Consider the following 13,319-nt stretch of genomic DNA (forward strand, 5'->3'; position numbering starts at 1 on the left):
GCGGCCGAGTCGTCGTGGGGTGCCGGGCGGCGAAGCGACGCAAGCCACGAGACGGCAGCCGCCTGATAGCCACACCCAGCACCCCTGGGTGACCCCACCCTACGAATGGCTCGATCAACCCGACTCAGAAGGTAGAGCCGTCTGAGCCGGGAACCGTCCCCTCCCGGGCGGAACCGTCCCCTCCCGGGCCGTGCCGACACCGGCGCTCTCAGGCCCGGCTGGCGGCCCGCAGTACCTCGTACCCGGCCTGGACGAACCGGCCGTCCAGCGCCGGGGCGGTGTTGGCCACCGCGGCGACGGCCGCCTGGCCGTCCGGTGAGAACCCCACGAAGGCAGTGAAGCCCCGCGTGCCGCCGCTGTGGAAGTAGAGGTCCCGGTCGCCCGAGCGGCGGTGCATCCACACCAGGCCGATCCGGTCGGTCGAGTGCGGCAGTCGCAACCGCAGCCGCTGGACGTCCCGCAGTGCGGCCCGCAGCCCGCCGTCCGGGCCCGTGGCCGGTCCGGAGCCCTGGTCCGTCGCGGGTCCGCCGTCCGGGCCCGTAGCCGGTCCGCCGCCAGGGCCCCTCACCAGTCCGCCGTCCGGACCCGTCGCAGGTCCGCCGTCCAGGTGGGCCCGGAGGTAGCGCAGCAGGTCGGCCCCGTCGGCCCGGACGGCGCCGGCTCCCGGTAGTCCGGGGATGTGCCAGGGCGGGAGGGCCCGACCGCGCCGGTAGCCGGTCGCCCGGCCCGGCAGGTCCGGGGAGCAGGTCGTGGACCGCAGGCCCAGGGGGCGGCAGACCCGTTCGGCGAGCAGTTCCCCGTACGGCAGTCCGCCCGTCTCGGCGAGCACCCGTCCGAGCAGTCCGACACCGTAGTTGGAGTAGCCGTACCGGCTACCGGGCGTGCCCCGTACGGTGGTCCGGGACAGGCTGACCCTCAACTGCTCGTCGTCGTACGTCTCGTACGGGTTGCTGAACCAGGCCGGAACGGCCTTCGTGAGCAGTCCCGGGGGGAGGCCGGGCAGGCCCGAGGTGTGGGTGGCCAGGTGCAGGAGCCGGATGGGTTCGGTCGACCGGACCTTCGCCGCGCGCCAGCGGTGCGGCAGCCGGGCCTCGACCGGGTCGTCCAGGGCGAGTTCACCGCGGGCGGCCATCTCCGCGAGCAGCAGTGCGGTGAACGTCTTGCTGACGGAACCGAGTTCGAAGACGGTGTCGGGCGTGCAGGGGGCGGCGGCCGGTCCCCTCCCGATCCGTCCGAAGCAGCGCACGTCGGCCTGGTCCCGGACGGCCAGGGCGACCGTCACGGCGGTGGCGTGGGGCCGTGCCGCCCGAACCACCGCCGTGACCGCGGCGTCCAGGCCGCTCACGTCGAACCCCGAAGCCTGGACCCGTTCAAGGGCCCACCGGTGTGCCGCCGAGCGCCCGGGAGAGCGTGACGGTGGCGGCCACCACCCCGACCACCGCGGTGTGGCAGTGCTGGCGGAAGTCCTCCTCCGGGTCGTCGTTGTCGGGTGCGGAGCCCTCGCACCTTCATCCCGTTCGCCTCCTGGGCCGCGGCCAGCGCCTCCCAGCCGGCCCGGCCGGTGACCGGCTCGCCGATGCACGAGTCCACGATGAGCAGTTCGCCGGCCAGGTCCCACTGTTCGATCTCCAGCCAGATGTCGAGCCAGACCGGCAGCCAGTCGCGCAGGTAGTCGCGCATCGGCTCGGGCAGGCACTCGGGCCGGGCGCCCCAGTCGGTGAGGTGGAAGACGGTGTGGGTGACCTGGTAGGCGATCACCCAGGCGATGGTCCAGGGTTCGGCGAGGGCGCCGAGCCAGGTGTTCCGGGCCAGCCTGGGCCAGTCCGGCTGGGGTTCGAGGCCCGCGATCCGCCGGGCGTTGGCGAGGGCGAGGTGGCGGCTGCCCTGGATCTCGACGGCGTGCACGGCCCGGAGCCGGCCGATCGAGGTGAGCAGTTCCTCCATGGCGGCGTGGCGGTATCCGGACCGGGCGAAGTGGCCGTACGTCTCCAGCGGGTCGACGAGGGTGACGTGACGCAGCTGCCGTTCGAGCAGCAGGTCTCCCTCGCCCAGCTGGGACCACGCGGCTTCGAGCAACTCCCTTGCGAGGTTGGCGCCGTGAGGGCCGGTGACGCCGTCGCGCAGGACCAGGGAGGACGCCAAGGCGGCCTCGCAGAGAGGCTTGTAGACGTCTTCAGGGTCGGCCAGGTCGACGATGGTGCTCTCCTCCAATCGGTTGTAGCCGCGCTGGTAGCCGTCGTGCAACCAGGCCAGTGACCGGGAGCCGAGCTGTTGGGCGGTGGCGAGCACCTCGGTGTCGGTCGTCATCTCGTCGCTCCGTTCGAACCAGTGGAGCCAGTCGGGCCGTTCATTCCGTCGGAGCCATCGGAGCCGTCAGGGTCGCCAGCACCGCGCAGTCCGTTCAACAGGCGCTGCGCGATGGCGAGTTCGAGCGCCGACCGGGCGGTTCCGTCGCCGGAGAAGCGGATCCGATCCAGGACGGGTTCGAGTTCCAGTCGGAGCGGTCGGCCGTCGGCCCGGGCCCAGGCGAGCCACCGGGCGAGCCGGACGGCGGTGGTGGGGTCGCGCCGGAGCATGCAGCGGACGGTGCCGCGGGCGAGGTCCAGGGTGTGGGCGCGGGCGGCGTCGTGGATCGGGCCGTCCAGCGTAGGCAGTGCCAGCGAGGACAGCTGGGCCATCCGCTTCGACCACGCCTGCCAGCCGACGGTCTCCGGGTCGGACAGTGGTGCGGGCGGTGGTGTCACGTCCGCCCCGTACGGTGTGCGGGCGAGCAGCCGGCCGGCCGCCCAGTCCTGCCACCCGATCACCAGCGCGGCCTCCGCGGAGGAGGGGGCGGGTGCGGGGAAGGCCACGCGTGCCTCGGACAGCAGGGCGGCGGCGGTGCCGTCGGGTTCCGCGCCGGTGAGCAGCTGCGGCGCGAACAGGTCCGCGCCGAGCACCCGTACCGCGGCCAGCAGGGGGCGGGGTACCAGGCTGTCGGGGTCCGCGAGTGCGGCCGTGCCCCCGCCGTCCTGGAGGGCGGCGAGGGTCCGGTCCGCCACCCGCTCGACCGCCGCGGCGAACTCGTCACGGAGAGGGGTCTCGGCGGTTGGCATGGTGATCGGGTCCCCCTTCAGGAGGGAGTGGTCACGGGCGCGTGGCCCGACGGGGGAGGAGCCGTCCTACCGGGTCGGCTTCTCCTTCGGACCCTTCGGCGAGAGGAGCAGGAGCGCGGCCAGCAGCACCGCGCCGGCGGCCTCGGGCAGATACGTGGGCGCGTCGGACACGACGGCCTCGTCCTCCACCATCAGGCTCGCGAGTGTCTCGGCCTCCAGGGTCGCGCTGTGCGACGTCGAAGCCGTTTCGGTCCGGAACTGAGTAAGCATCAGATGTGCCTCCTCAAATGGATTTCACCGCCCGGTCGGGCGATGCCCCCGTTCGACGGTACGAGCACCTCCGGGGGCCTGCATCCGGAGGTCGCTGAGCAGGTGGGATCGCCCTGGGTGTGTGCTCGGGTGCGACGAGTCGGTACGGTCGGGGCATGACCACAGCCTTGATCACCGGCGCTACCGCCGGCATCGGAGCCGCCTTCGCCCGCCGGCTCGCCCGCAGCGGCTACCGGCTCGTCCTGGTGGCCCGGGACACCGAGCGCCTGGAGCGCGCAGCCGCCGACCTGCACGGCAGGTACGGCATCGAGACGGAGGTGCTGACCGCCGACCTCGCGACCGACGAGGGCATCGGCGCCGTGGAGGCCCGGCTCGCCGACTCGGCCCGCCCGGTGGACCTCCTGGTCAACAATGCGGGCTTCGGCAACAAGGGCGCCTTCGGGACGGTCCCGCTCCAGGACGAGCTGGCCATGCTGAAGGTGCACATCGAGGCGATCCTGCGGCTGACCACGGCCGCCCTGCCCGGCATGCGGGAGCGCGGCCGCGGAGCGATCGTCAACGTCGCCTCGGTGGCGGCCTTCCTGCCGCGCGGCACCTACGGCGCCAGCAAGGCCTGGGTGGTGAGTTTCACTCAGGGCGTGATGCGCGACCTCGGCGGTACGGGTGTGCGGATGATGGCGCTGTGCCCGGGCTTCACCCGGACCGAGTTCCACCAGCGGGCCGGTATGGGCACGGGCAACATCCCGTCCTGGTCCTGGCTCTCCGCCGAGCGGGTGGTGGACGAGGCGATGCGCGACCTGGCGCGCGGCCGGTCCGTGTCGGTGCCGAGCAAGCGGTACAAGATGGCCGTGGCCATCGCCCGGGTGCTGCCCTCCGGGAAGCTCGGCGGGCTCTCCTCGAAGGCGGCGCGCACTTACCGGACGAACTGACGATCGGCGCGGTCGGGCGCGGGTCGGCGCGGGCCGGCGCGGGCCGGCGCGGGTCAGCGAGGCCCCCCGGAGGGGCGGGAGCGAGCGCTGAGGGCCGAGCGCTGAGGGCCGAGGGCCGAGGGGCTAGGGCTGAGGAATAGAGCCGCCCTCACTATTAGCTTGTCTAACTATGAGCTATCCTCGCTATGTCGACGACACCCCCCAACCCGCCCGTCCGCCCGACCCCCCCACCCAGGGAGGCCCGTCCTTGAGGCCCACCGCCATCGACTGGACCCCGCCCGAGCGCGCCGAGGGCGAGCCCCGCCCGCCCGCGCAGTGGCGCCGCATCCTCGCCCTCTTCCGCCCGTACCGGGGCCGTCTGGCCGTGGTCGGGCTGTTGGTCGCGGCCTCCGCCGTGGTCTCGGTCGTGTCGCCGTTCCTGCTGCGGGCCGTCCTGGACACCGCGATCCCGCAGGGCCGCACCGGACTGCTCAGCCTGCTCGCGCTCGGGATGATCCTCACCGCCGTGGTGAACAGCGTCTTCAACGTCCTCCAGACGCTGATCTCCACCACCGTCGGCCAGCGCGTGATGCACGACCTGCGCACGGCCGTCTACGGCCACCTCCAGCGGCAGTCGCTGGCCTTCTTCACCCGCACCCGCACCGGCGAGGTCCAGTCCCGGATCGCCAACGACATCGGCGGCATGCAGTCCACGGTGACCTCCACCGCGACCAGCCTGGTCTCCAACCTGACCGCGGTGGTCGCCTCCGTCCTCGCCATGGTCGCCCTCGACTGGCGGCTGACCGTCGTCTCGTTGCTGCTGCTCCCGCTCTTCGTCTGGATCAGCCGCAGGGTCGGCCAGGAACGCAAGAAGATCACCACCGAGCGGCAGAAGCAGCTGGCCGCGATGAGCTCGGCGGTCCAGGAGTCGCTCTCGGTCAGCGGCATCCTGCTCGGCCGCACGATGGGCCGCTCCGACTCGCTCGCCCGGGAGTTCACCGGGCAGTCCGACCAGCTCGCCCACCTGGAGGTGCGTGCCAGCATGGCCGGGCGCTGGCGGATGAACACCATCCAGATCGTGCTGGCCGCGATGCCCGCGCTCATCTACTGGGCGGCCGGGCTGACCTCCGCCGCCGGCGCGCCGATCGTCTCCGTCGGCACCCTGGTCGCCTTCGTCACCCTCCAGCAGGGCCTCTTCCGCCCGACCGTCAGCCTGCTCTCCACCGGGGTGGACGTGCAGACCTCGCTCGCGCTCTTCCAGCGCATCTTCGAGTACCTCGACCTGCCGGTGGAGATCGACGAGCCGGCCGACCCGATCACCCTGACCGACATCCGCGGCGAGGTCCGCTTCAAGGACGTCGACTTCCGCTACGACCCGACGCAGGAGCGGCCGACCCTGTCCGGCGTCGACCTGACGGTCCCGGCCGGGAGTTCGCTGGCCGTGGTCGGCGAGACCGGCTCGGGCAAGACCACCCTCAGCTACCTCGTCCCGCGGCTGTACGACGTGACCGGCGGACAGGTCAGCCTGGACGGTGTGGACGTGCGCGAACTGTCCTTCGACACGCTGTCCCGGGCGGTCGGCGTGGTCTCCCAGGAGACCTACCTCTTCCACGCCTCGGTCGCCGAGAACCTGCGCTTCGCCAAGCCCGGCGCCGACGACGCCGAACTGGTCGAGGCCGCCCGGGCCGCGCAGATCCACGACACCATCGCCGCCCTCCCGGACGGCTACGACACCCTGGTCGGCGAGCGTGGCTACCGGTTCTCCGGCGGCGAGAAGCAGCGCCTCGCACTCGCCCGGACGATCCTGCGCAACCCGCCGGTGCTGATCCTCGACGAGGCCACCAGCGCGCTCGACAACCGCACCGAGCGCGCTGTCCAGCAGGCTGTGGACACCCTGGCCGCCGGCCGCACCACCATCACCATCGCGCACCGGCTCTCCACCGTCCGCGCTGCCGACCAGATCGCCGTCCTGGACCGCGGAGAGGTGGTCGAACTGGGCACCCATGACGAGCTGGTGGCGCTGGACGGCCGGTACGCGGCACTGCTGCGCCGGGAGGTGCCGGAGGCCGCCGTCCGGGCCGACGCGCCGGAGCCCGCCGGGCAGCCCGAAGCGGCCGCGCCGGAGCCCGTGTGACGGACCGGCCACGCTGACGGACCGGCCACGCCGACGGACCGGCCACGCCGACCGATCGGCCAGGCCGCCGACGGACCGCCGACGCCGGCGAGCGGCCGCCGATCAGGCCGCCTTCGGGACCTCGTTGTAGCTCCCGGCGACCTCCTGGCCGGAGAGCCGCTGGATCGCCGCCATCACCTCGTCGGTCACCTGCCGACGGGCCTTCAGCGAGCGGGCCTGCCCGTGCAGCTCGTCGAAGTGCAGCGGCTCGCCGAAGCGCACCGTCACCTTCTTCAGCCGCGGCACCCGCTTGCCCACCGGCAGGATCTGCTCCGGACCCTCCAGGGCCACCGGCACCACCGGCACGCCCGCGGTCAGCGCGAGCCAGGCGACGCCCGTCTTGCCCCGGTAGAGGCGGCCGTCCAGAGAGCGGGTGCCCTCGGGGTAGATGCCGAAGGCCTTGCCGTCCTCCAGGATCTCCAGCGCCGACTCCAGCGAGGCCTGGGCGGAACGGTAGGTGCCGCGCTCGACCGGCACGGCGCCGATGGCCTCGAAGAAGCCCTTGGAGAGCCGGCCCTTGAGCCCGGTGCCGGTGAAGTACTCGGCCTTGGCCAGGAAGTGGACCCGGCGCGGGGCGGTCAGCGGGATCACCACGCTGTCGATGAAGGACAGGTGGTTGCTGGCGAGGATCACCCCGCCCTTGCGCGGCACGTTCTCGATTCCCTCGATGGCCGGCCGCCAGATCCCCCGCGAGACCGGTTTCAGCACCAACTTGGTGACGAGGTCGAGCACGATTCCCTCCCTGGACGAACGACCGCCCGGGAGGAGCCCGGGCCCGCAATCAGATCCGCAGACTACGACACCCACCCCCGCGCACGTCCACTCCCGGCGACCGTGGCGCGCACCACGGCCGGGTAGGGTACGGCCGTCGGAACAGAGCAACACCGCGCAGTACCCAGGAGGGCACGATGGAGACCACCGAGGCGATCAAGGCCTTTTTCGACCGCTTCGACAAGGACGGCGACGGCAAGATCACGGCGGCCGAGTACGCCCTGGCCGCCAACGAGATGGGCGACCACGACGTCACCCTCTCGATGGCCGAGGCGCTGATCCACAGCATGGACACCAACCACGACGGCGTCCTGACCTTCGAGGAGTTCCTGGCCGCCCGCCGGCGCTGAGCCCGCGCCGACGGGGCCGGTCGCCGTACCGGCGGCACCGGCCCCGTCCGGAGGCCCGTCCTCGCGCGGGCCTACAGCCCCTCCGCCGCGAACCGCTGCTCCTCCGCCGTGAACCGCTACTTCTCCACCGGGAACACCCGGCGCACCACCCGCTCCGCTGCCCCGCCGTCGTCCCAGACGCAGAACTTCTCCCGGAACCGCGCCCGCGCGGCCGGCTCCGGGTCGCCCGCCAGCAGTGCCCGCGCCAGCCCGTCCGCGTCCACCGTGACCGCGCCCGGCGGCTCCGCGAACAGGTCGAAGTAGACGCCGCGCTCCCGCTGGTACTCCTCCCAGTCCGGGGCGAAGATCACCACCGGCCGGTCCAGCACCGCGTAGTCGAACATCATCGACGAGTAGTCCGTCACCAGCACGTCCGCCGCGAGGTAGAGGTCCTCGACGGTGGGGTGCGCCGAGACGTCCACGATCCGCGCCGACTCCGCCCCGGCCTCCGCCAGGTCGCCCGGACCACCGGTGTGGAAGTAGTGGGTGCGCACCAGCAGCGTGAAGTCCGGGCCCAGCCGCCGGGCCAGCTCCGCCACGTCCAGCAGCGGCACGTAGCCGCCCTTGCTGCCGCGGTGGGTCGGCGCGTACAGCACCGTCCGGGTGTCGGGCCGCAGTCCGAGCAGCTCGCGCATCGCCCGGACCTCGTCCGAAGTGGCGTTCGCCAGCCGGTCGTTGCGCGGGTAGCCGGTGTCCAGCATCTCGTACCGGCCGGGGAAGGCGCGGGCGAAGTGCCCGCTGGTGTGCGGGTTGGGGGAGACCAGGAAGTCCCAGCGGTCGACGGCCTCCTGGAGTGCCTCGAAGTCCATTCCCTCGGCCGCCGCCGGGTGGTCGCGCAGGTCCATGCCCATCGCCTTGAGCGGGGTGCCGTGCTGGGTCTGGACGTGCACCGTGCCCCGCCGCTTCGTCATGGTGCGGGGGAAGTTGACGTTGTTGACGAAGTACTTGGCGGTCGCCATCGCCTTGAGGTAGGCGGGGGTGTTGACGATCACGTACGGCACCCCGGGCGGCAGCGTGGCGGCCTGGGCGCGGTTCTCCACCACCCACACGCCCCGGATCCGCGGCGCGAGTTCCTTCGCCTTCTCGTAGATCGCCGCCGGGCTGCACGCGTAACCCCGGTGCCAGTACGCGGCGTAGACCGCGAGGTTCTCGTCCAGCGGCAGCCGGCGGAACGCGTTGTACGCGGTGAACCGGGCGCTGCTGCGCATCCCCTTCTTCACCGCGGGCGCCACCGCCCTCGCCCCGCGCTTGAGTTCGCGCGGCAGCCGGCCGGTGCGGCGCAGTTCGGCGTACGCGATCCGGGCGCCGCGGGCGGCCAGCCGGTACTGCACGCCGCGCACCCCGCCGGGGAAGCGGTAGTCGGCCGGGCGGTGGCGGTCGAAGTGCCGGGCGATCCGCTGGAAGAAGTCCCTGCGCAGGTCGGTGGGGACCAGCCCGGGGGTGTCGTAGACGTTCAGCGCCTGGCGGACGGTCCGGTCGAAGACCAGGGTGCGCAGCGGGTCCGGGACGGGTCGGCCGGGGCGGTCCGGGCGGTCCAGGAATGCGAAGATCGCGTCGTACTGGGCGAACACGTCGGCGTGCTTGGGGGAGGCGGTGGCGGTGATCGCGCCGTCCCGGCCGCGCCGGTAGAAGTAGCAGGGGCGGTCGAGGTAGCGCAGCCGCTCGGCGGCCAGCAGCGCCGGGTAGGTGACCGAGATGTCCTCGTAGTAGCCGCGGCCGAAGGAGACGCCGAGGCCGTCCAGGAACGCGCGGCGGAACAGCTTGTTCCACACCGACATCACGGTCTGGAACAGCGCCGGGTGCTCGGCCAGGGTGCAGCCCTCGACCAGCGGGGAGCCGGTCAGCACGTGGCGCCAGGGGTTGGGCTCGGTCCCGCCGTCCGGGTAGACGTGGGTGAAGTCGGTGATCAGCACGTCGGCGGGGGTGTCCCGGCGGCTCTCCTGCGTCAGCTCGTCCAGGAGGGCGCCGACGGTCCCCTCGGGCACCCAGTCGTCGCTGTCCACGAACCAGACGTACTCGCCACGGGCCTGCGGCAGGGCGGCGGTGCGGGCGCCGCCGAGGCCCTGGTTCTCGGTGAGGTGCAGGACCCGCAGGCGGCTGTCGCGGGCCGCGTAGGCGTCCAGGATCGCGCCGGAGCCGTCGGGGGAGAGGTCGTCGACCGCGATCACCTCGAAACGGGTCTCGGCGGCGGGGGTGTCGCCGAGGATCGAGTCGAGGCAGCGCGGGAGGTACCGCTCCACGCCGTGGACCGGGAGCACGATGCTGAGGAGGAGGGACACGCTGGCCGAGTGTACCGATCCACCGGGTGCGACCTGCGCGGACGGCCGGTGCGGGCGCTGTGGGGCCCTGGAGGCCGATGCGGGCGCGGTGGGGACCAGCGGCTGTGGCGGGCCCGTGGGCGGGAGTCCGGGGGCGGGCGTCCGTGGTGGACCCGGAACCGCCGGTGCCGGGCCCCGTGCGGGGCGGCACCGGCAGTCAGGTGGCGGTCCGGCCGACCCTCTACGGCCGACCGCCGGTCCGGGCACCGCGCGAGCCTGGCCGCCGCAGCGTCGAGGCGGCCGGGCAGTGGCTCGCGGGGAGCCGGAGTTCTTCACCACTCGAACACGCGCTTGAGTGCGGTGCGGGCACTGGCGCGTGCATCAGAATACTGCTTGGAGGTTTGACGGGAGTCAATCCCTCGAATGTGTTCACTTCCTGAAGTCGGGCGGTCAGGGGCCGATGACGCCCCCCGGGCGGGCCCCGGGCCGCTCGGCGGACGCCTCGATGATCACTTTGTCCGTGGCGGCCGTCCCCTACTACGGAGACGCGGGTGGAGGCGCGGGCCGAGGGGCGGCGCCGGGCGGGTGCCGTGCGCGGCGTCGCCGCAGCCGGATCGGCCGTCCCTGGTGACGGGCGGCTGGTCGTGCACCATCATTGATGCCTAGTCGTGACCGGCCGGGCGGCCCCTGGTGCTTCGTCAGTTGACGCCGCACGGTACGGTGGCACAACACCAAGGACGGTTGCGCGAAGGCCGTCCGTCACGGATAGTCTTCGCCTCACGGCCCTGGCGCCTCGTAGGGGTGGGAAAACTGATGGAACACATGCAAGTGCGGACTCGGCCCCGCGTGCCGGCGATCCAGTGCGGTGTCGGCACGACCGGCCGCCGGATCGACCGACACCTGGCCGTGCTCGGCGCGCCCGCACTCCCGGCGGTGGACACCGCCGAGGCGCTCGGGCTGATAAGGGAACTCACGCCGCGCGGCGCCGAGGTCCCGACGATCCGCCGTCGCCACACCAGGATCTCGCTGCTGACGCCGCTGCGTCGGCTGCGTCGGAGCCTCTTCGGCGGGCGCGGCTAGAGCCTGGTCCGGTCGGCGGTACGGGTCCCTCCCCGCCGCCCGGTCGGCAACCGACCCGGTGGACCATCCGGTCCGCCGGGTCTTCGGTGTGCCCGGGGCGTGCCCTGGCCGTGCCCGGGTGGGTACCCCCGGTGCCCGGGGTGCTGTGGTCTGAACCTTTCACCCTACGCGAGTTCGCCCCTCCGGCACGGCGAGACGGCGAGGGAGTACGCCCGGCCCGCCGGCCTGGGACAGGATGGCGCCATGGCGGACAACAACCACTCCACCCAGCCCGGCCCGTACCCGACGGCCACCTTCCAGAGCAGCACCTTCGAGATCACCACCGGCGCCCGCGAGGTCGCGCTCGACATCACCGACCGCTGCGCCGCGTTCCTCGACGAACGGGCCGTCGGGCGCGACGGCCTGCTCAACATCTTCGTCCCGCACGCCACCGCGGGGATCGCGGTGCTGGAGACCGGATCCGGCAGCGACGACGACTTCCTCGCCGTCCTGCGCGACCTGCTCCCGGCCGACGACCGCTGGCGCCACCGGCACGGCAGCCCGGGGCACGGCCGGGACCACGTGGTGCCCGGGCTGGTCGCCCCGCACGCCACCCTGCCGGTGCTCGGCGGCCAACTGGCGCTCGGCGTCTGGCAGTCGGTGGTGCTGGTCGACACCAACGGGGACAACCCGCGCCGGACCGTCCGGCTGTCCTTCCTCGGCTGACGCCCGAGCGGCGCGGCTGACGCCGCCCGCGCGGCGGACTCAGCGGACGTGCGCGGCCACCGCGGCGAGGTAGCGCTCGATCGCCAGGTGCTGGCAGAGCAGGGCCACCGGGCGGCCCAGCCGGGCGTACCAGGCGGACAGCCGGGAGAACGCGGTGACCTCGAACCACACCTCACCGGCGGCGTCCATCGACACCAGGAACGCCTCCTCGCCGCACTCCGGGTGCCCCGGGAGGGTTCCGTACCCGAATCCGATCCGGTCCGGCTCGTCCACCGTCCACACCACCCGGCACGGGATCACCAGCCGCGGCCACCGGATCCCCGGCAGGTTCAGCCGCAGCAGTACCGTTTCGCCGTGCCGGGCGGGGCCGGCCGGGAACACCGCGAAGCCGGTGCCCAGCTGGCTGCCCCAGCCGAGCACGTACCGCCCGGCCCGCTCCAGCGCCTCCCGCCCGTGCCCGAGGTGGACCCGCCGCCGCAGGTGGGCGTAGCCGTCCGGCAGTCTCCCGCCCCCGTTCCGGGTGGCGCCCACCTCGGGGTACGAGGGGCTGGTGGCGTGGGCGGCGAGCAGGCGGCGGTGCGGGTCGGTGGGCATGCCGGTCACGGTAGCCGCCGGGCGGGAGGGGGCCGGCGGCGGGGCGGACGGGTTCAGGTGAACGGATCCCCCCCGGCGTCCGGACGACGCCCTGCTGCGCGCCGTACGCCACCCCGTCACCCGCTGCCTGCTCGCCTGCCTGGCCACCGCCGTCGCGGCCGCCGCTGCCGCCGACCCGGCCCGGAGCACCGCCGGGCCCGGCTGCCCGGGGCGCCGCTGACCGCGTGAGCCGACCGCGTGAGAAGTCGGCCAGGCCGACTTCTCACGCTGGACGACTCCGGATGCGCGGAGGTGCCGGGCGAGCCCGCACGGGCCGCCCGACACGTTCCGCTACCTGGGTTCGAGCACGAAGACCGGGATCACGCGCTGGGTCTTCTCCTGGTACTCGGCGTACGGCGGATACGCGGCGACCGCGCGCTGCCACCACTGGGCCCTCTCGTCCCCGGTGAGCTCACGCGCCGTCATGGCCCGGCGGTCGGGGCCGTCCTGGAGCTCCACCCGCGGGTCGGCCTTGAGGTTGGAGTACCAGGACGGGTTCTGCGGGAAGCCGCCCTTCGAGGCCACCGCCGCGTACCGCCCCTCGTGTTCCACGCGCATCAGCGGAATCTTGCGGATCTTGCCGCTCTGCGCGCCGCGCATCGTGACGATGACGACCGGCAGGCCCGTCTCCCGGAGCGTCGTGCCCTGGGTGCCGCCCGAACTCTCGTACAGCTCGACCTGTTCGCGCACCCACTGCGTCGGACTGGGCTCGTACTCGCCCTCAAGGGGCATCGCCTTCACCTCATTGCCGTGTACGGATCGCGCCGGGACGCCCCGGCGCAGGCCTTGCGCGACGGGGAGGTGCTGTTCCCGCTCCGTCGACAGCCTCAAGTGTGACGGCAAGGTTCAGGTGTCGCACCCGGCTCTCGGTCTCACCGGGGGCTCGGTCGGCGCGTCGCCGCCGGCGCGGCGCCGACCCGGCGAGCTCCTGGGCGGCGGCGGGGCCGTACTCGTCGCCGTAGAGGCAGCGGGCGAGGTCGGTCAGGGTGCTGTGCATGCCGGGGCCCTGCACACGTGGGAACACCTGAGTGCCGGGC

Annotated in this window: 13 protein-coding genes; 5 read left to right on the forward strand and 8 right to left on the reverse strand. The window is 73.2% G+C overall.

Annotated elements, in window-relative coordinates; all coding sequences use genetic code 11:
* Positions 1 to 208: 208 nt before the first annotated feature.
* The 4 genes from ACZ5OX_RS11090 to ACZ5OX_RS11105 all read right to left on the reverse strand — a co-directional run bounded on the left by ACZ5OX_RS11090 (position 209) and on the right by ACZ5OX_RS11105 (position 3,365).
* Positions 209 to 1,345, reverse strand: a complete 1,137-nt coding sequence (locus ACZ5OX_RS11090; protein WP_465629633.1) for a serine hydrolase domain-containing protein — start codon at positions 1,343 to 1,345, stop codon at positions 209 to 211.
* Positions 1,342 to 2,307 (reverse strand): DUF6895 family protein, encoded by a 966-nt coding sequence (locus tag ACZ5OX_RS11095; RefSeq protein ID WP_465629634.1) that lies wholly within the window; start codon positions 2,305 to 2,307, stop codon positions 1,342 to 1,344. Before ACZ5OX_RS11095 ends, ACZ5OX_RS11090 begins: the two co-directional genes overlap by 4 nt.
* Entirely contained in the window at positions 2,304 to 3,095 is a 792-nt protein-coding gene (locus ACZ5OX_RS11100) for a hypothetical protein (RefSeq protein ID WP_465629635.1), read from the reverse strand. Before ACZ5OX_RS11100 ends, ACZ5OX_RS11095 begins: the two co-directional genes overlap by 4 nt.
* Positions 3,096 to 3,161: 66 nt before the next feature.
* The gene (locus ACZ5OX_RS11105; protein ID WP_359821891.1) at positions 3,162 to 3,365 is read right to left on the reverse strand and encodes a hypothetical protein; all 204 of its coding nucleotides are present in this window, start codon (positions 3,363 to 3,365) and stop codon (positions 3,162 to 3,164) included.
* A gap of 155 nt (positions 3,366 to 3,520) precedes the next feature.
* Between ACZ5OX_RS11105 and ACZ5OX_RS11110 the strand changes: the two genes are divergently transcribed.
* Positions 3,521 to 4,294: an SDR family NAD(P)-dependent oxidoreductase gene (locus tag ACZ5OX_RS11110; RefSeq protein WP_449793279.1), complete on the forward strand. Its 774-nt coding sequence runs from the start codon at positions 3,521 to 3,523 to the stop codon at positions 4,292 to 4,294.
* A 247-nt stretch (positions 4,295 to 4,541) separates the two neighbouring features.
* Positions 4,542 to 6,407 carry an ABC transporter ATP-binding protein gene (locus ACZ5OX_RS11115; RefSeq protein WP_465629636.1) on the forward strand — a complete coding sequence of 622 codons (1,866 nt, stop codon included), beginning with the start codon at positions 4,542 to 4,544 and terminating at the stop codon, positions 6,405 to 6,407.
* A 102-nt stretch (positions 6,408 to 6,509) separates the two neighbouring features.
* On the opposite strand, the gene ACZ5OX_RS11120 is transcribed toward ACZ5OX_RS11115, so the two are convergent.
* Complete coding sequence (locus tag ACZ5OX_RS11120; protein ID WP_392871797.1) at positions 6,510 to 7,178, reverse strand: lysophospholipid acyltransferase family protein; 669 nt, start codon at positions 7,176 to 7,178, stop codon at positions 6,510 to 6,512.
* Between the two features lie 176 nt (positions 7,179 to 7,354).
* Between ACZ5OX_RS11120 and ACZ5OX_RS11125 the strand changes: the two genes are divergently transcribed.
* Positions 7,355 to 7,567 (forward strand): EF-hand domain-containing protein, encoded by a 213-nt coding sequence (locus tag ACZ5OX_RS11125; RefSeq protein WP_392871794.1) that lies wholly within the window; start codon positions 7,355 to 7,357, stop codon positions 7,565 to 7,567.
* A 116-nt stretch (positions 7,568 to 7,683) separates the two neighbouring features.
* Here the strand turns inward: ACZ5OX_RS11125 and ACZ5OX_RS11130 are convergent, their stop codons facing one another.
* Positions 7,684 to 9,885, reverse strand: coding sequence for a bifunctional glycosyltransferase/CDP-glycerol:glycerophosphate glycerophosphotransferase (locus ACZ5OX_RS11130; RefSeq protein WP_465629637.1), 2,202 nt, complete (start codon positions 9,883 to 9,885; stop codon positions 7,684 to 7,686).
* A gap of 792 nt (positions 9,886 to 10,677) precedes the next feature.
* Between ACZ5OX_RS11130 and ACZ5OX_RS11135 the strand changes: the two genes are divergently transcribed.
* Entirely contained in the window at positions 10,678 to 10,944 is a 267-nt protein-coding gene (locus tag ACZ5OX_RS11135; RefSeq protein WP_449793275.1) for a hypothetical protein, read from the forward strand.
* A gap of 243 nt (positions 10,945 to 11,187) precedes the next feature.
* On the forward strand, positions 11,188 to 11,649 hold the full coding sequence (locus ACZ5OX_RS11140) for a YjbQ family protein (protein WP_465629638.1): 462 nt from the start codon (positions 11,188 to 11,190) through the stop codon (positions 11,647 to 11,649).
* A 39-nt stretch (positions 11,650 to 11,688) separates the two neighbouring features.
* Here ACZ5OX_RS11140 and ACZ5OX_RS11145 read toward each other — a convergent pair whose 3' ends face one another.
* Both ACZ5OX_RS11145 and ACZ5OX_RS11150 read right to left on the reverse strand, forming a co-directional pair.
* Positions 11,689 to 12,243: a DUF1990 family protein gene (locus tag ACZ5OX_RS11145; protein ID WP_465629639.1), complete on the reverse strand. Its 555-nt coding sequence runs from the start codon at positions 12,241 to 12,243 to the stop codon at positions 11,689 to 11,691.
* Between the two features lie 330 nt (positions 12,244 to 12,573).
* Positions 12,574 to 13,014 carry a nitroreductase family deazaflavin-dependent oxidoreductase gene (locus ACZ5OX_RS11150; RefSeq protein ID WP_465629640.1) on the reverse strand — a complete coding sequence of 147 codons (441 nt, stop codon included), beginning with the start codon at positions 13,012 to 13,014 and terminating at the stop codon, positions 12,574 to 12,576.
* Positions 13,015 to 13,319: the final 305 nt, after the last annotated feature.

It is taken from the genome of Kitasatospora sp. NPDC032121 (assembly GCF_055580145.1).

Excerpts from the sequence above, each read along its gene's own strand:
- ACZ5OX_RS11095 (WP_465629634.1), bottom strand. The coding sequence starts at position 2,307 with ATGACGACCGACACCGAGGTGCTCGCCACCGCCCAACAGCTCGGCTCC.
- ACZ5OX_RS11100 (WP_465629635.1), bottom strand. The coding sequence starts at position 3,095 with ATGCCAACCGCCGAGACCCCTCTCCGTGACGAGTTCGCCGCGGCGGTC.
- ACZ5OX_RS11105 (WP_359821891.1), bottom strand. The coding sequence starts at position 3,365 with ATGCTTACTCAGTTCCGGACCGAAACGGCTTCGACGTCGCACAGCGCG.
- ACZ5OX_RS11110 (WP_449793279.1), top strand. The coding sequence starts at position 3,521 with ATGACCACAGCCTTGATCACCGGCGCTACCGCCGGCATCGGAGCCGCC.
- ACZ5OX_RS11125 (WP_392871794.1), top strand. The coding sequence starts at position 7,355 with ATGGAGACCACCGAGGCGATCAAGGCCTTTTTCGACCGCTTCGACAAG.
- ACZ5OX_RS11135 (WP_449793275.1), top strand. The coding sequence starts at position 10,678 with ATGGAACACATGCAAGTGCGGACTCGGCCCCGCGTGCCGGCGATCCAG.
- ACZ5OX_RS11140 (WP_465629638.1), top strand. The coding sequence starts at position 11,188 with ATGGCGGACAACAACCACTCCACCCAGCCCGGCCCGTACCCGACGGCC.
- ACZ5OX_RS11145 (WP_465629639.1), bottom strand. The coding sequence starts at position 12,243 with ATGCCCACCGACCCGCACCGCCGCCTGCTCGCCGCCCACGCCACCAGC.
- ACZ5OX_RS11150 (WP_465629640.1), bottom strand. The coding sequence starts at position 13,014 with ATGCCCCTTGAGGGCGAGTACGAGCCCAGTCCGACGCAGTGGGTGCGC.